We start from the raw sequence: 19230 nt of genomic DNA, 5'->3' as shown, positions 1-19230 counted from the left end.
CGAATGCCGATCATTGAGCCGCGCTATGGATATTAAACAACTGATTTATTTGTGTAATTTAGAACGAGAACGTCACTTCGGCCGGGCGGCGGAGGCCAGCTTCGTTAGCCAGCCGACGCTATCCATGCGATTGAAAAATCTGGAAAAAGAGCTGGGTGTTTCGCTGATTAACCGCGGCAACCATTTCGGCGGTTTTACCGCCGAAGGCGAGCGGGTGCTGGCGTGGGCGCGTGAGATCGTCTCGGTTTACCAGGGGCTGAAGCTGGAGGTGGAGTCGCTCAAGCACGGCTTGCACGGCACGCTGCGCCTTGGCGTGGTGCCGCAGTGCAGTATCTCGGTATCGGAAATGCTCAAGGCGGTCAGCGAGCGTTACCCGCATCTCGATTACCGGCTGGCGGTGCTGAGCGCCGATCAGCTGCTGGAGGCGCTGACGGCGCATACCGTCGACATCGGCATCGGCTTTTTCGAGCTGTCGACCTTAAAGGAGCTGCATTTCCAATCGCAACCGCTGGTGGAAACCGGCGTCGAGCTGGTATTTCATCCGCAACACTTCCCGAAGCTGGTGGGCGACACGCCGTTGCCGCTGGAAGCGGTGGCCGCTTTGCCGCTGTGCCTGGCCGAGCCGACGCGTTATTTCCGCCGCTATCTCGATCAACACTTCCGCGACGCCGGGTTGACGCTGCACACACGGCTGGAGACGGCCTCGATCTTCCAACTGCTGGAGGGGATTTTCGTCGGCCTGGGCTGCGGGCTGTTCCCGCGCGGCCAACTGCAATCGCCACTGATGCCGGCGTTGCAGCGTCGTCCGGTGGCCATCGGCGCCATGCCGCGTCATGCGGCGGTGGTGGTCGATATGGCGGAGCGCGCCACGCCGTTGGCGCAAAAATTCTTCGACGCCGCCAGCGAGTGGCTGCGTCGGCAAAATGAATAGAGACGTTTAAGTTTACCCGATGTTTCCGCAACGATTATGGCCCCGAGGGGCCATAATCATGTGGCGCCTAACGGTCGATGGAATAAGGTTAATTGCTGATGGTAATAGTCGGATCCCAATAGAAATAACCCAGTAATTTTTGATCGCCGCCGTTTGGCCGATAATAAAGGCCAAATTGGATGCAATAATTTTCCGTGCCGGTATTGCTGATGTCCGCCTGGATGAACCAATAGGTTTGGTTGGTGAAGGTGACGGGGAACACGGTATTTTGCGCCGGCATCATCGAGCTGCGGGTGTACATTTTGAAGGTCGGGTTGGAAAAGACCTGGGTACCGCTGCCGAACTGCGGCAGCCCGTAGATCAGCACACTGGCGTCGAAATTGGCGGATTCTGAGGTGCCGGTCCAGCGAATGACGTCGCCGACATTGGCTTTAAAGTTCAGGTCTGCCGTGCCGGAGCCGCCGATCACCTGATCGGAGGTGACGACCATATAGGCGTATTGATGGCCAATACCTGTTGGGTTGCCGGAGTCCTGACTGGGGTTGTTATTCTCGAATGCTTCTATCAGGGCATCGGTATCGATGACGACAATCACGTTAACGATACTGTTGCTGGATTTAAGTTCTTGCTCAGACATGGGGTTACCTCACAATATTTTTTTGCTGTGATGGAAAATCAAAAAATAATGGGGTTGACGGCGAGCGTTTATTTTTAGTGAATATTTGAAATGGAAATCACAACGTCGCTATCGGCTTAATCATAGAAACTAAACAGCAAGGCCACCACTGCTGAAAAGTTAGAGGCGTTAATGTGTTCCTCTATTAATTAGCAGGGTTAAAACCTTGTTTTACTGCTTCTGCGATGAGAACGGTTACATAATTGAGCGAGGGCGCAATCTTTCTATTGCTTTGTTTGCAGACATAATTTTGACGAGTCGTTATTTTCGCGAACGGCAGGAAGAAACGAATCATAATTCTGATAAATATTATTTTTTCGGATTTTTACTTTATCAGTTCATCTTTTGGTGAAGTTTTTAGCCAAAATGGATCAAAGAGAGTTAACGGCGAAATTAGCCGTCAACTCGATGATAGGTCACTGCGCCGGCTGTGCCGGCTCCGCATCGCCCAGCGTTTGGCGCAGGCGGTTTTCCCAGGCGTAGAGCGCGGCGGTGAGGATCACTTCCAGCGCCTGCGCCTGATTCAGGCCGCTGTTGAACAGTGGCTGCACGCTCTGCGGGGTGAATTTCTCCGGTGCGCGCGTCAGCTCGGTGGCTGTGTGGATCACCGCGCGTTTGACCGTATCGTCGGTATGCGCCAACCCCTGAGGCAGCCCGGCGAACAGCGCCTGCGTCAGTCCGTCATCCTGCAATTCATGCGCCACCGTAGCCGCGCAGTAGCGGCTGCCGTTGATGCGCGAGACCGCCAGCGTCGCCAGCGCTTTCAATCGGCCCGATAACCCGTATCCTTCGGCATTGATGCCGTTAAACACGCCGTTACGCTCGCGCAGCGCGGCGGCATCGTGCGCCAACAGCAAATAATAAGATTCGGCGCGCGCCTGCGGGTGGCTCTGATCCAGCACGTCAAGCTGTTCGGCGGCGGCGGCTTCCGTGTCGATTGTCGGCAGACGCGCAGTCCAGCTCAACTCGTCGGCACTGAAAGCGACGCCATCGGCGTCTTCGACGTTCGGGAAGCCGGGCACCACCACCGCCGGGCGGCCGGCCAACGCCGCGACGCCCGCCACTACGCGCGCCTGATAGCTGACAAAACCGATCGTCTGAGAGAAGGTTACGATATCCGCCGGGCTCAGCCCGACGTCGCCGAGCTGTTGCAGCGCCCTGCGGCAAATCAGCGTGGGCTGGCTGGCGAGCTGGCGGGCATATTGGGTGATCTGGGCGAGACGGATATTGCTTTCCCGGGAGGCGTCCGGGCTGTGCAGCGGGGCGAGGCGGGCGGCGTAGTGGCTACAAAGCGATTGCACGCCCGTCACCTGAGCGACGGTCAACGCGGTGCTGAGGCGATCGTAGGGTGACAATGTCACGTATCGAGACAGCGACACCTGGTCGGGAAACAGCGCGTGGTAACCGGCCAGCGAGGCGTTGAATACCCCGGCGCGGGCGCTGAGCGCAGCATTTAGCGCTTCGTCGGCGAAGGCGCCCAGCCCCAGCAGAAAACGATCGCGCAGGGTGGCCGCCTGCGGCTCCAGCGGCGCATCGCCCCGTACGCTGCTTTGGGTTTCGTGATACCACTGGGCATTATGTTGTCGACGGAGTCGTTCCATAGGGTCAATCCTTAATCATGAGCAACAGCCACCGGTGCGTACGGCAGCGGCGGCTGGACAAAGAGGCAACATGCCCGCTGGCGGGGCGAAAGGCGGATTCAGCGCAGCTCATCGCAGCACAGCGCGTGGCCGTAAACAGAGAAACCGGCGGCCAGCGTAAGCAGAAACTGCGAGAGGCGGCGATGGCGAAGGCTGTTCATCAGTGCGATATCCTGTCGTATGAGAGGCTCAACGTAGGGGATATCCTCACCGATCGCCCTGGCGAGATAAAATAATGTTACGGACTAATCAATAACTGAAAGGAATAAAATATAAGGATATATAACAAGAATGTAATTTGTATTTGCGTTTTCTGGCGTAGCGGCAGGCGCGTGCGGCAATAAAAAACCCGCCGCAGCGGGTTTATTGCAGGCCAGGACGGGCCTCAAAAACGGCCGCCGTCGCGCCGCCAGGCGTCGGCGGTCAGCGCCTCGCCGAAGTGGCTGGCGATAAGGCGCTTGGTCAATTCGTGCAGCGGCGCCGCCAACACCTCGGCGGTGCTGCCGCGTTCGACGATTTCTCCTTCGTGCATCACCAACACCTGGTCGCTGATATGCTTCATCATGCCGAGGTGCTGAGTGACGTAGATATAGGAAATACCGTGTTTTTCCTGCAGTTCCAGCATCAGGTTGATGATTTGCGAGCGCATCGACATGTCCAGCGAGGCCAGCGCCTCATCGGCGACGATCACCTTCGGCTGCAGGATCAGCGCACGCGCCAATGCGACGCGCTGTTTCTGCCCGGAAGCCAGCATGTGCGGATAGTAGTAGGCGTGATCCGGCAGCATGCCGACCTGGCGCAGCGTCTGGTTGATGCGCTGCTCGCGTTCGGCGGGTTCCAGACTGGTGTTCAGCCGCAGCGGCGCGTCCAGCAGCTGGCCGATGCGCTGGCGCGGGTTGAGCGAGGTGCTCGGATCCTGAAAAATCATGCGAATGCGCTGGCTGCGATAGCGATAATCGCCGAATTCCAGCGGATGATCGTCGATCAGCAGTTCGCCGGCGGTCGGTTCCACCATGCCGGAGAGCATCTTCGCCAGCGTGGATTTGCCGGAGCCGTTCTCGCCGATCACCGCCAGCGTCTGGCCTTCGCGCAGGGCAAAGCTGACGGATTTCACCGCCTCGACGTGCTGACGGCGGAACAGCCCGGTGCGGTAGCGGTAGGTTTTGCTCAGGTTGCGCACTTCCAACAGCGTTTCCATGTTATTGCTCCTCCATGTTCAGCGGGAAGTGGCAGGCGAAGAAGTGGTTTTTGACCGGGCGCAGGCGCGGCGTTTCGATACACTTCTTCTGCGCGTAAGGGCAGCGCGGCCCCAGACGGCAGCCGATCGGCAGGTGTTCCAGCGAAGGAATGGCGCCCGGCAGCGTGTTCAACCGGCTCTTGTGCGGCAGCGAGCGGCCAAAATCCGGCATGGCGCGGATCAGCGCCTGGGTGTAAGGGTGGTGCGGTGCCGCCAGCAGCTCTTCGCACTGGGCGCTTTCCACTGTTTGCCCGCAGTACAGTACGTTCACCCGGTCGGCCCATTTACTCATCATCTGCAAATCATGGCTGATCAGCAGGATGGTGGTGTTGTTGTTCTGATTGAGGCGCGCCAACAGGCGGAAAATCTGCGCCTGGGTGGTCGGCTCCATGGCGTTAGTCGGCTCATCGGCGATCAGCAGGCGCGGCTGGTTGGCCAGCGCGATGGCGATCATAACTTTCTGACACTCGCCTTCGGTCAGCTCGTACGGGAAGCTGCCCATGATGTCGTCGTGATCCTTGATGCCGACGCGGTGCAGCAATTCGATGGCGCGGCGTTTGCGCCAGTTGAAGCGCTGCCACCAGTGGCCTTTATAAGTCCAGCCCGGGATCGCCTGCGCCAGCTGGCGGCCGATGCTCTCGGAAGGATCGAGACAGGACTGCGGCTCCTGGAAAATCATCGAGACGTTGTGGCCCACCAGCCTGCGCCGCTCGCGCGGGCTCAGCTGCAGCAGATCGATGTCGTCGAAGCGGAAACGGTCGGCGGTGACGCGCCAGTTGTCTTTGGTTACGCCGCAGATGGCCTTGGCGATCAGGCTCTTGCCGGAGCCCGATTCACCCACCAGGCCGCGCACCTCGCCCTCGGTCAGCGTCATGCTGACGCGATCGACCGCCTTGACCGGCCCTTCGGCGGTCATAAATTCAATCGTCAGATTGCGGATATCGAGTAACGGCATTATTCCACCCCGGCATTGATTGCGCGGCGCATACCGTCGCCTAACAGGTTAACCAGCAGCACGCTGACGAGGATGGCCGCGCCGGGCAGCATCACCGTCCAGGGGGCGACGTACACCAGCTCGAGCGAATCGCCGAGCATCGCTCCCCATTCCGGCGAAGGCAGCTGCGCGCCGAGATCGAGGAAGCCGAGCGCGGCGATGTCCAAAATGGCCATCGACAGCGCGCGGGTGAACTCGGTCACCAGCACCGCGGCGATGTTCGGCATGACGGCGTACCACAGGATCTGCAGCGTGGAAGCGCCGTCGAGCCGCGCCGCCACCACGTACTCTTTCTCCAGCTCGTCGTGCACCGCGCTGTAGATGGTGCGCACCATGCGCGGCAGCAAGGCGAGCCACACCGCCAGCATGGCGTGTTCAAGTTTGGGGCCGATAAACGCCACCACCACGATCGCCAGCAGCAGCGAGGGAATGGACAGCAGGGTATCGAGGATGTGGTTGAGCACCGCCGAGCGCAGCCCGTGGGTGACGCCGGCGAACACGCCGAGGATCACCCCGCAGAACGCCGCGGCCAGCGTCACCGCCAGCGCCGAGCCGAAGGTGGCGGCAGTGCCGGTCAACAGGCGGCTGAGGATGTCGCGCCCGAGATCGTCGGTGCCGAGAAAGAACGACACGTTGCCGTAGCGCGACCAAGACGGCGGTAGCAGCTGATAGCCGAGGAACTGCTGATCCAGCGCGTAGGGCGCCAGCAGGCTGCCGAACAGCGACAGCAGCAGCAGGGCGATCACCCCGTAAAAACCGATCATCGCCAGCGCGTCGCCGTAGAAAATCCGCCAGGTGTAGCGCAGCGGGCTCGGCATTTTTTTCTCGCGGTATACGTTATCGAAGGGCATACCATTCCTTATGTTTCAGCGGGTTGGTTGCCGCACCCAGAATATCGGCCAGGACGTTAATGGTGATCACCAGCGTGCCGACCACCATGACGCCGGCGGAGATCGCCGCATAGTCCTGCTGGCGAATGGCGTTGATCAGCCAGCGGCCGAGGCCCGGCCAGCTGAACACCACTTCGGTGATCATCGCCAGCGTGAGCATGGTGGAGAACTGCAGCCCCAGCTTGGGCACGATCGGCGGCAGCGCGTTGTGCAACACGTGGCGGCGAATGATGGTGAAGCGCGACAGACCGCGGGTGGCGGCGGCCTTGATGTAGTTTTGGCTCAGCACGTCGTCGGTGCTGATGCGCATCAGGCGCACCACTTCGGTGGTGGGCGCCACCGCCAGCGCGGCGATCGGCAGGATCATGTGGCGCAGGGCGCTGCCGATCATCTCGGCGCGGTACGGCGAGTCCGACAGCCAGGCGTCGATCAGCGCGAAACCGGTGATCGGCTTCACCTGATACAGCAGGTCGAAACGGCCGGATACCGGCAGCCAGCCCAGATGCAGCGAGAAGAACAGCATCAGCAGCAGCGCCAGCCAGAACACCGGCATCGAAAAGCCCAGCAGCGCGAAGGTGCTGATGGCGGTGTCCTGCCACTTGCCGCGCAGCACGCCGGCGATGATGCCCAGCGGAATGCCGATAAACAGCGCCAGGGCGAAGGCCAGCAGGCACAGTTCCATGGTGGCCGGGAACACTTCGCGCAGCTGTTCGCTGATCGCCTGGCCGTTGATGCTGGAAACGCCGAAGTCCCAGTGCAGCAGGCTGACGAAGTAGAACTGATAGGCGTCCAGCAGGGCGGCGCCGTTCAGCGGCGCGCGCGGCGTGAAATAGCTCAGGCTGAAGCTGACCAGCGTCAGGAAGAACAGCGTGATCAGCAGCAGCAGAATGCGGCGCAGGGTAAAGATAATCACTTTTTCACCTCCGGCGCGGATTCACGGTACACCCCGGCGAACGAGGCGTTGCCGAACGGGCTCAGCACCAATCCCTTGATGTCGTAGCGGTAGGCCTGCAGCCGCAGGGAAGAGGCCAGCGGCAGCACCGGCAATTGCTGCTCGAGGATCTTCTGCGCCTTGCGGTAGTTGTCGATGCGCTGAGACAGCTGCTGCGACAGCAGCGCGTTCTGCAGCACCTCGTCGAAGCCCGGGTCACACCAGTGAGCATAGTTGGTTTGCGAACGGATTGCCGCGCAGCTCAGCAGCGGCCGGAAGAAGCTGTCCGGGTCGTTGCTGTCGGTGGCCCAGCCGGTCAGGGTCAGATCGTGGTTCATCTCCATCAGGCGCGCCTCCTGGAAGCGGCCTTCCACCGGCACAATGGTGACGTTGATGCCCACCTGGCCGAGATCGGCCTGGATCAGTTCGGCGGTCTTCAGCGGGCTCGGGTTGTAAGACTGCGAGGCGGTCGGCACCCACAGCTTCAGGTTCAGCTGGCCGACGCCGGCCTGCCGCAGCATTTCGCGCGATTTGGCCGGATCGTACTCGGTGACGTGCGCGTCGTTGTCGTAGGCCCAGGAGGCGCGCGGCAGGATCGAGGCGGCGGTTTCCGCCGTGCCGTAATAGATCGATTGCATCAACCGCTGGTTGTTGATCGCCAGCGAGATCGCCTGGCGCACGTTGAGGTTGTCGAGCGGCGGCTTGCGGGTGTTGAACGCCAGATAGGCGATGTTCATCCCCGGGCGCAGCGTCAGGCGCAGGCGCGGATCGTCGCGCAGGATAGACAGCTGGCTCGCCGCCGGATAGGCCAGCACGTCGCACTCGCCGGTCAGCAGTTTGGAGAGGCGGCCGGTGCCGCCGGCGCCCAGATCGATCACCACCTGCGGCATGCGCGGCAGGCCTTTCCAGTAGGCGGCGTTGCGCGCCAGGCGAATATATTGCCCCGAGCGGTATTCGTTGAGCAGGAACGGGCCGCTGCCGACCGGCTCTCGGTCGATCAGCTCCTGATGGCCTTCGCGCGTCAGCGTGTCGGCGTATTCGGCGGACAGCACCGGCGCGTAGTGGGTCGCCAGGTGCCACAGGAACGAGGCGTCCGGCGACTGCAGGCGGATCTCCACCGTGTAGTCGTCGAGCTTTCTCACGCTCTGCACCGAATCGCCGAACTGCAGGCTGTCGAAATAGGGGTATTCGCCGCCGTTGACGTCGTGATAAGGGTGTTTTTGGTCAAATACGCGCGCGAAGCTGAACACTACGTCGTCGGCGTTCATCTTGCGGGTGGGGGTGAACCAGGCGGTGGTCTGGAACGGCACGTCCTTGCGCAGATGGAAGCGGTAGGTGGCGCCGTTGTCCAGCACTTCCCAGCTTTGCGCCAGCTCGGGGATCAGCCGGTAGGTGTAGGGATCGACATCCAGCAGGCGATCGTACAGCTGGGCGGCCAGGGTATCCACCGTCAGGCCGCTGCTGGCCATTTGCGGGTTGAAGGTATTCAGTATGCCGCTGACGCAATAGACAAAGCCGCTCTGGCGAATGTCCGGCAGCGGCGCCGCGGCGGGCGCGGGCGGTGTTGTTGTGGCCAGGGCGGAGCCGGTAAAGCACAACGACACTATCCAAAGGGGTAAACCACGCATAGAGGCTCATGGGTTAATCAGCAATAGCGTTAGTGTATCGCACTCTGACCGGCAGCCCAATCCATTGAGCAAAATCACTGAGTTTTCTGCGACTTGATTAATCAGGTCGTTCGCGATCGTGAAAAAAATCTTATTTGATATGTTATAACATTACAAAATCATGATACCGTTCCCCGGCAAAGTCACAATAACGCAAGGGGATGTATGAACGAAGTTGCACTTCCACCACGCCGTTCGCTGCCGGACGCTCAGGCATGGCGCGGCGAAATGAGTGATGTCGGGCTCGATTGGGTCGGGATGCAAGGGATCGCGCTGCCGCTGGAGCTGGCCGGCAAGCCACTGATGGCCAAGGTCGACGCCGGCATCAACCTGCGTGCCGAAGCGGCGGGCGAACGCGGCATTCACATGTCGCGGCTGTATCTGGCGCTGGACGAATTGACGCAGGGCGAGCTGACGCCGCAGCGCCTCGGCCGAACGCTGCAGGCCTTTCTGGATTCGCAGCCGGAACACAGCGATCGCGCCAGCCTGACGCTCAGCGGCGAGTTGCTGCTGTCGCGCCCGGCGTTGCTGTCGCCGCAGCGCGGCTGGAAGGCTTACCCGCTGCGCATCGAGGCCACCCTGACGGACAGGTTGACGCTGGCGCTGACCGTCGGCGTGCCTTACTCCTCGACCTGCCCGAGTTCGGCGGCGCTCAGCCGTCAGTTGGCGCAGCAACAGTTTCAGTTTGATTTTGAACAGGCGGCGGAGCGGATCAGCCAACGGCAGGTGAGCGAGTGGCTGTTGGAGCAGGGAATGCCGGCCACCCCTCACAGCCAGCGCAGTTGGGCCTGGGTCACCGTGACGCCCGAGAATGAACGGGCGTTCGAACCGGTGAAATTGATCGACCGCATCGAACACGCGCTGGGCACGCCGGTACAAACGCTGGTGAAACGCCGCGACGAGCAGGCCTTCGCGCTGGCCAACGGTCAGAACCTGATGTTTTGCGAAGATGCGGCGCGCCGTCTGTATCGCATGCTGTGCAGCCAGTGCGATTACCGCGCCTTCTCGCTGCGCGTCGAGCATCAGGAGAGCCTGCATGCCCACAATGCGGTGGCGGAGCTGAGCTGGCGGGGAGAAAATCATGCTGCGTAAAAATCCCAGCGGCCACCTGCCGCAGGTCTCGCCGCTGGCCTACATCGATCCCACCGCCATTATCTGCGGCCGGGTGATCGTCGAAGATTTCGTCTACGTCGGCCCTTATGCGGTGATCCGCGCCGACGAGTTGAACGCCACCGGCGACATGGAGCCGATCGTCATCGGCTCGCACTCCAATATTCAGGACGGCGTGGTGATCCACTCCAAGAGCGGGGCGGCGGTCACCATTGGCCGTTACAGCTCGATCGCCCACCGCGCCATTGTCCACGGCCCGTGTCGCATCGACGATCGGGTGTTTATCGGTTTCAACAGCGTGCTGTTCAACTGCCACATCCAGTCCGGCTGCGTGGTGCGTTACAACGCGGTGGTGGACGGCGTGACGCTGCCGGAAAACCGCTATATCCCCTCGACCGAGCGCGTAGGGCCGGACAGCGACCTGTCGCGCTATCGCCAGGTCGATCGCGGCGCGCTGCAGTTTTCGGAAGAAGTGGCCGCCACCAACGTCGAACTGGTGCGCGGCTATCAGGCATTACGCAATGAATTTTAATGAGGCTCCCATGAAACAACTTCCCGTGACCGTGCTTTCCGGCTTTCTCGGCGCCGGCAAGACTACGGTGCTGAACCACATCCTGAACAACCGGCAGGGCATGCGCGTGGCGGTGATCGTCAACGACATGAGCGAAGTAAACATCGACGCCGCGCTGGTGGAAAATGCGGTGCATCTCGATCGCCAGGAAGAGAAGCTGGTGGAGATGAGCAACGGCTGCATTTGCTGCACGCTGCGCGAAGACCTGCTGGTATCGGTGCGTGAGCTGGCGCAGGACGGGCGTTTCGATTACCTGCTGATCGAATCGAGCGGCATCTCCGAGCCGCTGCCGGTGGCGGAAACCTTTACCTTCGAGGATGAACAAGGGGAAAGCCTGTCGCAGTTCGCCCGGCTGGATACTCTGGTGACGGTGGTCGACGGGGTGAATTTCATCCAGCAGTACCAACGGGCGCAAAGCCTGCAGGAGGCCGGCCAAAGCCTGGGCGAGGACGATCTGCGCAGCGTGGCGGATCTGTTGATTGAGCAAATTGAATTTTGCGACGTGATGCTGGTCAGCAAGACCGATCTGTTGACGCCAGCCCAGCAGGGCGAAGTGATGGCGCTGTTGGCCAGCCTGAACCCCGATGCCCGCATTGTGCCGATCGCGCCGGGCAAACTGCCGCTGGAGGCGGTGCTGAATACCGGCAGCTTCAGCTTTGAAAAGGCGCAGCAGGCGCCCGGCTGGCTGAAAGAGCTGCGCGGCGAACACGTGCCGGAAACGGAAAACTACGGCATCAGCAGCTTCGTCTATCAGGCGCGGCGGCCGTTTGCGCCGGACAAGTTTTACCGCGTGATCAACGGCGACTGGGGCGGCGGCAAGCTGCTGCGCTCGAAAGGCTTTTTCTGGCTGGCGACGCGGCCGCGGCAGGCCGGGCAGTGGAGCCAGGCCGGCGGCATCGCCCACTACGGCCTGGCGGGCACCTTTTGGCGCGCCATCCCGCAAAAGAACTGGCCGCAGGATCCCGAAGCGCGGGCGCACATTCAGGAAAAATGGGTGGAGCCGTTCGGCGACATGCGCCAGGAGCTGGTGTTTATCGGCCAGCATTTGCAGCAGGCGACGATCGTGCGTTTGCTGGACGAATGCCTGCTGAGCGACGATGAAATGGCCGCCGGCGTGGACTACTGGCTGGACATGGCTGACCCGTTCCCTGAGTGGTAATTGCGCAATCTTCGTGTGGAAATGAGAAAAATTCTCAACAAAGTGCTTTACAGACGATACTGATAACTATTATCATCGCCTGGCAGTTCACGGAAGGCCACAGTTTGCGGCTCTGATGTGGAAGGCACGACATTGCTCACATTGCTTCCAGTGTTTTTTAAGCCAGCTCGGGTGCTGGCTTTTTTTTTGCCTGTTATTCATCGTCCGCTTCGCCGTTTTGCAGCAGCGCATGTTTTTTCAGCATGCCGCGCAGCTGATGATAGGTGAGCCCCAGCAACTGCGCCGCCTTGCGCTGATTGAAACGCCCCTGCTGCAGCGCCGCTTCGATCAATACCTTCTCCTGCTCCAGCTGCCAGTTTTTCAAATCCAGCGGCAGCGCCGGTAACGCGCCGGCGCCTTCAGGGGCGGGCGCGACCGGCGCCGCCTCACGCGGCGCAAACGGGTTGATGATGATTTCGTCAAGCGGGCTGTCGCTGTCACCGTGGCGATAAACCGAGCGCTCGACCACGTTTTTCAGTTCACGCACGTTGCCCGGCCAGCCATACTCGAGCAACGTTCGCCTGGCATGCTCGGTAAAGCCGGGAAACAGCGGCAGCGCCAGCTCGCGGCACATTTGAATGGCGAAATGCTCGGCCAACAGCATGATATCGGGCCGCCGTTGGCGCAGCGGCGGCAGCTGCACCACGTCGAACGCCAGCCGATCCAGAAGATCGGCGCGGAATTTGCCCGCCGCCGCCAGCGCCGGCAGATCGTCGTTGGTGGCGCACACCAGGCGCACATCCACCCGCAGCGGCTGGCTGCCGCCCACGCGCTCCAACTGGCCGTATTCGATCACCCGCAGCAGCTTCTCCTGCACCAGCATCGGCGCGGTCGCCAGCTCATCGAGAAACAGCGTGCCGCCGTCGGCGCGCTCGAAGCGCCCCAGATGGCGCTTTTGGGCGCCGGTAAAGGCGCCGGCCTCGTGGCCGAACAGTTCGGAATCCAGCAGGTTTTCATTCAGCGCCGCGCAGTTGAGCGAGATGAACGGCCCTTGCCAGCGGTTGGAAAGGTAGTGCAGGCGGTGGGCGATCAGCTCCTTGCCGGTACCGCGCTCGCCGATCACCAGCACCGGTTTGTTCAGCTTTGCCACCTGGGAGACTTGCTCCAATACGTCGACAAAGGCGTTTGCCTCGCCCAACAAATTCTCTGGCTGCTCGTTCATGATGAAATTCGCCAATGTTTGGTGAAAATAATCACTCTACAGCAAGCACGCAGAGAGTCAAAAAATAATATCCATTATTTATCAATGATATAAAAGTTGGCACGGGTTTTGATTATATCTTCAGGCAAGCTGTACGACTTAACGCGGCGCTTCAGACGCCATCAGAACCAAGAGGAAGTGAATTATGGGTATTTTTTCTCGTTTTGCCGACATTGTGAACGCCAACATCAACACCCTGCTGGACAAGGCGGAAGATCCGCAGAAGCTGGTGCGGTTGATGATCCAAGAGATGGAAGACACGCTGGTTGAAGTTCGCTCTACGTCGGCGCGTGCGCTGGCGGAGAAAAAGCAGCTGCTGCGTCGCATTGAGCAGGGCGAAAGCCAGGTAGGCGACTGGCAGGAAAAAGCCGAACTGGCGCTGCGCAAAGATAAAGAAGATTTGGCCCGTGCGGCGCTGATCGAAAAACAAAAGGTGGCCGATCTGATCGCCACGCTGACGCAAGAAGTGGCGACCGTAGAAGAAACGCTGGCGCGCATGAAGAGCGAAATCGGCGAGCTGGAAAACAAGCTGACCGAAACCCGTGCGCGGCAGCAGGCGTTGGCGCTGCGTCATCAGGCCGCGTCTTCCTCCCGTGAAGTGCGCCGCCAGCTCGACAGCGGCAAGCTGGATGAAGCGATGGCGCGTTTCGAACAGTTCGAGCGCCGCATCGACCATATGGAAGCCGAGGCGGAAAGCATCAGCATCGGTAAAAAGAAGTCGCTGGACCAAGAGTTTGCCGAGCTGAAAGCCGACGACGCCATCAGTGAGCAGCTGGCGGCGCTGAAAGCCAAGATGAACCGCTCAGAGTAAGGCGAACCGCGGCCACACGTCGGAGGTGGCCGCCTATCCAGGACCCGATAAGAAGGAATAACAATGAGTGCTTTATTACTTGCCATTCCGCTGACAATTTTCGTGCTGTTTGTCGCGCCGATTTGGCTTTGGCTGCATTACAGCAATCGGCAACAGACCGGCATCCAGCTGAGTCAGCAAGAAATGCAGCGCCTGGCGCAGCTGGCGGAAGACGCCAAACGCATGCGTGAACGCATTCAGGCGCTGGAAGAGATCCTTGATGCGGAACACCCGAACTGGAGACAGTCCTGATGAGCATGACGCTGGGCAGTAAAAAGCTTTATCGCGTTCCCGAAGAAGGCATGGTGAAAGGCGTCTGCGCCGGGTTGGCCCACTATTTCGACGTGCCGGTGCGCCTGATCCGCGTGATGGTGGTGCTGTCGCTGTTCTTCGGGCTGTTTTTCTTCACGCTGGTGGCCTATATCGCGCTGGTGTTCGTGTTGGACGAAGCGCCGGCCAGCCGTTTCGAAGGCGAGCATCAGAAGACGCCGCGCCAGCTGCTCGATCAGCTGGAATATGAGTTGGGCAGCGGCGAGCAGCAGCTGCGTCAGGTCGAGCGCTACGTAACGTCCGATACCTTCGGCGTACAGAGCCGTTTCCGCAAGCTGTAACCCTTCTTGCGATGCCCGGCCTGCGCAGGCCGGGCATCTTCGCCGCCGTTATCCCGTTGAATGTGAAATTAATCGTCTTGTGCCGGAGGGCATTGTCATGAATAAAATCGATGTTGCGAACACCGCCAGAACGGGTGGATTTAAACGAGGAGCGGCGGCAATGTTGAAGACATTGGCTAAAGTCATCATCATAGCGTTATTGAACTATGGCCCGGCGGGCGCCGCCGGCTGGCTGTTGAAGACCGTCGGCCGCAAACCGGTGCGCTTCGTGCTGGCGCTGGTGCTGGAACCGCTGTTCCGTAAAGGCCTGAACAAGGCATTCGGGCGTTACGTCAAGGAGAGCAATGAAACGACTGCAAAATGAGTTAACCTCGCTGGTCAACCGCGGAATGGATCGCCATCTGCGCCTGGCGGTGACCGGCCTGAGCCGCAGCGGCAAAACCGCCTTTATCACCGCCTTCGTCAACCAACTGCTGCATGTGCACAGCGGCGCGCGCATGCCGCTGTTTTCACCGGCGCGCGAAGAGCGCCTGCTGGGCGTCAAACGCATCCCGCAGCGCGATCTCGGCATCCAGCGTTTCACCTATGACGAAGGGCTGGCGCAGCTTTACGGCACGCCGCCGGCCTGGCCGACGCCGACGCGCGGCGTCAGCGAAATCCGTTTGGCGCTGCGCTACCGCTCCAACGACTCGCTGCTGCGCCACTTTAAAGACACCTCCACGCTGTACCTGGAGATCGTCGATTATCCCGGAGAATGGTTGCTGGATCTGCCGATGCTCGAGCAGGACTACCTGGCCTGGTCGCGCCAGATGGCCGGGCTGCTGCAGGGCGAACGCGCAGAATGGGCCAAGCCCTGGCTTGAGTTGTGCAAAGCCTGCGATCCGCTGGCCCCGGCCGACGAAAACCGCCTGGCGGCGATCGCCCAGGCCTACACCGATTATCTGCTGCGCTGCAAAAGCGAAGGGCTGCACTTCATTCAGCCGGGGCGTTTCGTGCTGCCGGGCGACATGGCCGGCGCGCCGGCGCTGCAGTTTTTCCCGTGGCCCGACGTGGCCGCGATCGGCGAATCTAAGCTGGCGCAGGCCGACAAACACACCAACATCGGCATGTTGCGCGCTCGCTTCAACTACTATTGCCAGTCGATCGTCAAAAACTTCTACAAAGAACATTTCGTCCGTTTCGATCGGCAAATCGTGCTGGTCGACTGTCTACAGCCGCTCAACAGCGGCCCGCAGGCGTTCAACGACATGCGTCTGGCGCTGACCCAACTGATGCAGAGCTTCCATTACGGCAAGCGCACGCTGTTTCGCCGCTTGTTCTCGCCGACCATCGACAAACTGATGTTTGCCGCCACCAAGGCGGATCATATCACCGCCGATCAGCACGCCAATCTGGTGTCGTTGCTGCAACAGCTGGTGCAGGAGGCGTGGCAGAATGCGGCGTTCGAGGGCATCAGCATGGATTGCGTCGGCCTGGCCTCGGTGCAGGCGACCGAGAGCGGCATCGTCGATCATCAGGGGCAACGCATTCCGGCGCTGAAGGGCAACCGCCTCGGTGACGGCGCGCCGCTGACGGTGTTCCCCGGCGAAGTGCCCGCGCGCCTGCCGGGGCCGGCGTTCTGGCAGAGCCAGGGGTTCCACTTCGATGAATTTCGTCCACGCGCCATGAGCGTGGACAGTCCGTTGCCGCACATCCGTCTGGATGCGGTGATGGAATTTTTATTGGGAGACAAATTGCGATGAGCGAGCCGATCAAACCGCGTATCGATTTCGACGAGCCGCTGCAGCCGCCGCAGGAGCCGGCGTTGCGCGCCGGCGTCGCGTTCGATGCCGAACAGGCGGAAAGCTTTTTCCCGGCTGCGCCGGAGCTGCAGCAGGAAGAGGAAGAAGGGCGCGCCGAAGGCATCATTAACGCCGCGCTGAAACCGAAACGCAGCCTGTGGCGCAAAATGGTCACCGCCGGCCTGGCGCTGTTCGGCGTCAGCGTGGTGGCACAGGGCGTGCAGTGGGTGCATACCGCCTGGGTGCAGCAGGACTGGATCGCCATGGGCGGCGGCGTGGCCGGCGGCCTGATCGTGTTCGCCGGCGTCGGTTCGGTGGTCACCGAGTGGCGGCGTTTGTATCGGCTGCGCCAGCGCGCGGAAGAGCGCGACGTGGCGCGCGAGCTGTTGCACAGTCACGGGCTGGGCCAGGGGCGCGAATTCTGCGAGAAGCTGGCGCGTCAGGCCGGGCTGGATCAGGGGCATCCGGCGCTGCAGCGCTGGCAGGCCTCGCTGCATGAAACGCAAAACGATCGTGAAGTGGTGGAGCTGTACGCCAAACTGGTGCAGCCGGTGCTCGACAACCAGGCGCGGCGCGAAATCAGCCGCTCCGCCGCCGAATCGACGCTGATGATCGCCGTCAGCCCGTTGGCGCTGGTGGATATGGCGTTTATCGCCTGGCGCAACATCCGTTTGATCAACCGCATCGCCGCGCTGTACGGCATCGAGCTGGGCTACTTCAGCCGCATTCGTCTGTTCCGGCTGGTGCTGTTGAACATCGCCTTCGCCGGCGCTTCCGAGCTGGTGCGCGAAGTGGGCATGGACTGGATGTCGCAGGATCTGGCAGCGCGGCTGTCGGCGCGCGCGGCGCAGGGCATCGGCGCCGGCTTGCTGACCGCGCGGCTGGGCATCAAGGCGATGGAACTGTGCCGCCCGCTGCCGTGGCTGGAAGGGGAAAAGCCGAAGCTTGGCGATTTCCGCAGCCAGCTGATCGGCCAGTTGAAAGACACGCTGAAAAAGAGCGACGGCAAGGCCAAATAATCCCGCACGGCGCTCTCAGGAGCGCCGCTTTCTCAACGGCGCCGACGCCGGACGTAATCGAGACTTGACGACAGTCGATCCCCCTGCGAGTGCGTGATAAATCTCTGCAAAATTAATTCTGGTTGTGATAACTCTCTGTTTGTAGTCTAAAATGACGCCGATGCTGTTATTAGCTTGCGTTTAAAATCAGCAACCACGGCAATAAATCAGAGTTCTGTCAACTTTTGCTGACAGATCGCTTCTACCGCCCGGTGCGAGGGAGTATCATCATCGTCAACGATCCCCGCACCTGCAGAGATAAGGCCAACACTGATGCGTTTGGAAGTATTTTGCGAAGACCGCCTCGGTCTCACTCGAGAATTACTCGATCTTTTGGTATCGCGCAGCATTGACTTACGTGGCATCGAGATCGATCCCATCGGCCGCATTTACCTCAATTTCTCCCAGCTGGAGTTCGATACTTTCCGCGCGCTGATGGCGGAGATCCGCCGCATCGCCGGCGTGACCGACGTGCGCACCGTCAGCTTTATGCCTTCCGAACGCGAGCACCGCGCGCTGCGCGCGCTGCTGGAATCGATGCCGGAACCGGTGTTCTCGATCGACATGAAGGGCAAGGTCGAGCTGGCCAACCCGGCGGCGCAGGCGCTGTTCAGCCTGAACGAAGACAAGATCCGCAACCAGACCGCCGGGGCGCTGATCGGCGGCTATAACTTCAGCCGCTGGCTGGAGAGCGAGCATACGGCGCCGCACTCCGAGCGGGTGGTGATCCGCAGCCAGGACTTCCTGATGGACATCACGCCCATCTATCTGGAAGACGAACAGCAGCAGCCGGCCGCGGTCGGCGCGGTGGTGATGCTGAAGTCCACCGCGCGCATGGGCCGCCAGCTGCAAAATCTGTCGGTGAACGACGATACCGAATTCGACCACATCGTCGCGGTAAGCGCCAAGATGCGTCACGTGCTGGAGCAGGCGCGCAAGTTGGCGATGCTCGATGCGCCGCTGCTGATCGTCGGCGATACCGGCACCGGCAAGGATATTCTGGCCCGCGCCTGCCATTTGCGCAGCCCGCGCGGCAAACAGCCGTTCCTGGCGCTGAACTGCGCCGCACTGCCGGATGACGTGGTGGAGAGCGAGCTGTTCGGCCATGCGCCGGGCGCTTATCCCAACGCGCTGGAAGGCAAGAAGGGCTTCTTCGAGCAGGCCAACGGCGGCTCGGTGCTGCTGGATGAGATCGGCGAAATGTCGCCGCGTATGCAGACCAAACTGCTGCGTTTCCTCAACGACGGCACCTTCCGCCGGGTCGGCGAAGAGCATGAGGTGCACGTCGACGTGCGCGTGATCTGCGCCACCCAGAAAAACCTCACCGAGCTGGTGCAGCGCGGCGAATTCCGCGAAGATCTCTATTATCGCCTCAACGTGCTGACCATCACCATCCCGCCGCTGCGCGAACGTCCGCAGGACATCATGCCGCTGACCGAGCTGTTCGTGGCGCGCTTCGCCGATGAGCAGGGCGTGGCGCGGCCCAAGCTGGCGAGCGATTTGGGCGGTTTCCTCAGCAAGTACGGCTGGCCGGGCAACGTGCGCCAGTTGAAAAACGCCATCTACCGCGCGCTGACGCAAACCGAAGGCTACGAACTGCGGCCGCAGGATATTGTGTTGCCGGAGTTCGAGGTGGAGATGTCGCTGGGCGACGAGGTGCTGGACGGCTCGCTGGACGACATCAGCAAGCGTTTCGAGCGCTCGGTGCTGACGCGTCTGTATCGCACCTATCCCAGCACCCGCAAGCTGGCGAAGCGCCTGGGCGTTTCCCATACCGCCATCGCCAACAAGCTGCGCGAGTATGGCCTGAGCAGCCGCAAAGGCGGCGCCGAGGGCGAAGAATAAGAAAGGCGCCTTGCGGCGCCTTTAATGGGTATCCAAAGC

At 61.0% G+C, this 19230-nt stretch carries 19 protein-coding genes; 11 read left to right on the top strand and 8 right to left on the bottom strand.

Annotated elements, in window-relative coordinates:
- The first annotated feature begins 25 nt into the window (after positions 1–25).
- Positions 26–931: a LysR family transcriptional regulator gene (locus SSARUM_RS12685; RefSeq protein ID WP_033634699.1), complete on the top strand. Its 906-nt coding sequence runs from the start codon at positions 26–28 to the stop codon at positions 929–931.
- 88 nt (positions 932–1019) lie between these two features.
- Here the strand turns inward: SSARUM_RS12685 and SSARUM_RS12680 are convergent, their stop codons facing one another.
- The 7 genes from SSARUM_RS12680 to sapA all read right to left on the bottom strand — a co-directional run bounded on the left by SSARUM_RS12680 (position 1020) and on the right by sapA (position 8927).
- Positions 1020–1568, bottom strand: coding sequence for an inclusion body family protein (locus tag SSARUM_RS12680; RefSeq protein WP_033648460.1), 549 nt, complete (start codon positions 1566–1568; stop codon positions 1020–1022).
- 455 nt (positions 1569–2023) lie between these two features.
- Entirely contained in the window at positions 2024–3208 is a 1185-nt protein-coding gene (locus tag SSARUM_RS12675; protein WP_049196658.1) for a CMD domain-containing protein, read from the bottom strand.
- A gap of 424 nt (positions 3209–3632) precedes the next feature.
- The gene (sapF, locus tag SSARUM_RS12670; protein ID WP_060430141.1) at positions 3633–4445 is read right to left on the bottom strand and encodes a putrescine export ABC transporter ATP-binding protein SapF; all 813 of its coding nucleotides are present in this window, start codon (positions 4443–4445) and stop codon (positions 3633–3635) included.
- A 1-nt stretch (position 4446) separates the two neighbouring features.
- Entirely contained in the window at positions 4447–5439 is a 993-nt protein-coding gene (gene sapD / locus SSARUM_RS12665) for a putrescine export ABC transporter ATP-binding protein SapD (protein WP_004930587.1), read from the bottom strand.
- Positions 5439–6329, bottom strand: a complete 891-nt coding sequence (gene sapC, locus SSARUM_RS12660; RefSeq protein ID WP_004930580.1) for a putrescine export ABC transporter permease SapC — start codon at positions 6327–6329, stop codon at positions 5439–5441. The genes sapD and sapC overlap by 1 nt, the downstream gene beginning before the upstream one ends.
- Positions 6316–7281 (bottom strand): putrescine export ABC transporter permease SapB, encoded by a 966-nt coding sequence (gene sapB / locus SSARUM_RS12655; protein ID WP_004930575.1) that lies wholly within the window; start codon positions 7279–7281, stop codon positions 6316–6318. The genes sapC and sapB overlap by 14 nt, the downstream gene beginning before the upstream one ends.
- A complete protein-coding gene (sapA, locus tag SSARUM_RS12650; protein ID WP_033648454.1) occupies positions 7278–8927 on the bottom strand; it encodes an ABC transporter substrate-binding protein SapA in 1650 nt (549 codons plus the stop codon). Before sapA ends, sapB begins: the two co-directional genes overlap by 4 nt.
- 204 nt (positions 8928–9131) lie before the next feature.
- On the opposite strand from sapA, the gene folE2 reads away from it, so the two are divergent.
- Genes folE2 through zigA form a run of 3 tightly spaced genes read left to right on the top strand, consistent with a single transcriptional unit; the run spans position 9132 to position 11806 of the window.
- Positions 9132–10058 carry a GTP cyclohydrolase FolE2 gene (gene folE2 / locus SSARUM_RS12645; protein WP_060425807.1) on the top strand — a complete coding sequence of 309 codons (927 nt, stop codon included), beginning with the start codon at positions 9132–9134 and terminating at the stop codon, positions 10056–10058.
- Complete coding sequence (locus tag SSARUM_RS12640; protein ID WP_043147533.1) at positions 10048–10608, top strand: LbetaH domain-containing protein; 561 nt, start codon at positions 10048–10050, stop codon at positions 10606–10608. The genes folE2 and SSARUM_RS12640 overlap by 11 nt, the downstream gene beginning before the upstream one ends.
- 10 nt (positions 10609–10618) lie before the next feature.
- On the top strand, positions 10619–11806 hold the full coding sequence (gene zigA / locus SSARUM_RS12635) for a zinc metallochaperone GTPase ZigA (RefSeq protein ID WP_033648451.1): 1188 nt from the start codon (positions 10619–10621) through the stop codon (positions 11804–11806).
- A gap of 193 nt (positions 11807–11999) precedes the next feature.
- Here zigA and pspF read toward each other — a convergent pair whose 3' ends face one another.
- On the bottom strand, positions 12000–13007 hold the full coding sequence (gene pspF, locus SSARUM_RS12630; RefSeq protein ID WP_043147532.1) for a phage shock protein operon transcriptional activator: 1008 nt from the start codon (positions 13005–13007) through the stop codon (positions 12000–12002).
- A gap of 184 nt (positions 13008–13191) precedes the next feature.
- Here pspF and pspA point away from each other — a divergent pair, with 184 nt between their 5' ends.
- The 7 genes from pspA to tyrR all read left to right on the top strand — a co-directional run bounded on the left by pspA (position 13192) and on the right by tyrR (position 19191).
- On the top strand, positions 13192–13857 hold the full coding sequence (pspA, locus tag SSARUM_RS12625; RefSeq protein WP_033634686.1) for a phage shock protein PspA: 666 nt from the start codon (positions 13192–13194) through the stop codon (positions 13855–13857).
- A 63-nt stretch (positions 13858–13920) separates the two neighbouring features.
- Entirely contained in the window at positions 13921–14148 is a 228-nt protein-coding gene (pspB, locus tag SSARUM_RS12620; RefSeq protein ID WP_004930553.1) for an envelope stress response membrane protein PspB, read from the top strand.
- Entirely contained in the window at positions 14148–14507 is a 360-nt protein-coding gene (pspC, locus tag SSARUM_RS12615; RefSeq protein ID WP_033643233.1) for an envelope stress response membrane protein PspC, read from the top strand. The genes pspB and pspC overlap by 1 nt, the downstream gene beginning before the upstream one ends.
- Before the next feature lie 97 nt (positions 14508–14604).
- A complete protein-coding gene (pspD, locus tag SSARUM_RS12610) occupies positions 14605–14871 on the top strand; it encodes a phage shock protein PspD (RefSeq protein ID WP_031299672.1) in 267 nt (88 codons plus the stop codon).
- Positions 14852–16249: a YcjX family GTP-binding protein gene (locus SSARUM_RS12605; RefSeq protein WP_033653054.1), complete on the top strand. Its 1398-nt coding sequence runs from the start codon at positions 14852–14854 to the stop codon at positions 16247–16249. The genes pspD and SSARUM_RS12605 overlap by 20 nt, the downstream gene beginning before the upstream one ends.
- Positions 16246–17307: a YcjF family protein gene (locus tag SSARUM_RS12600; protein ID WP_004930545.1), complete on the top strand. Its 1062-nt coding sequence runs from the start codon at positions 16246–16248 to the stop codon at positions 17305–17307. The genes SSARUM_RS12605 and SSARUM_RS12600 overlap by 4 nt, the downstream gene beginning before the upstream one ends.
- Positions 17308–17619: 312 nt before the next feature.
- Positions 17620–19191 carry a transcriptional regulator TyrR gene (tyrR, locus tag SSARUM_RS12595; protein WP_033648446.1) on the top strand — a complete coding sequence of 524 codons (1572 nt, stop codon included), beginning with the start codon at positions 17620–17622 and terminating at the stop codon, positions 19189–19191.
- The last annotated feature ends 39 nt before the right edge of the window (positions 19192–19230 follow it).

The sequence above is a fragment of the Serratia sarumanii genome, from assembly GCF_029962605.1.
Taxonomy (GTDB): domain Bacteria; phylum Pseudomonadota; class Gammaproteobacteria; order Enterobacterales; family Enterobacteriaceae; genus Serratia; species Serratia sarumanii.
The sequence above is the reverse complement of the archived record's forward strand: the minus strand, read 5'-3'. Positions and strand labels throughout refer to the sequence as shown.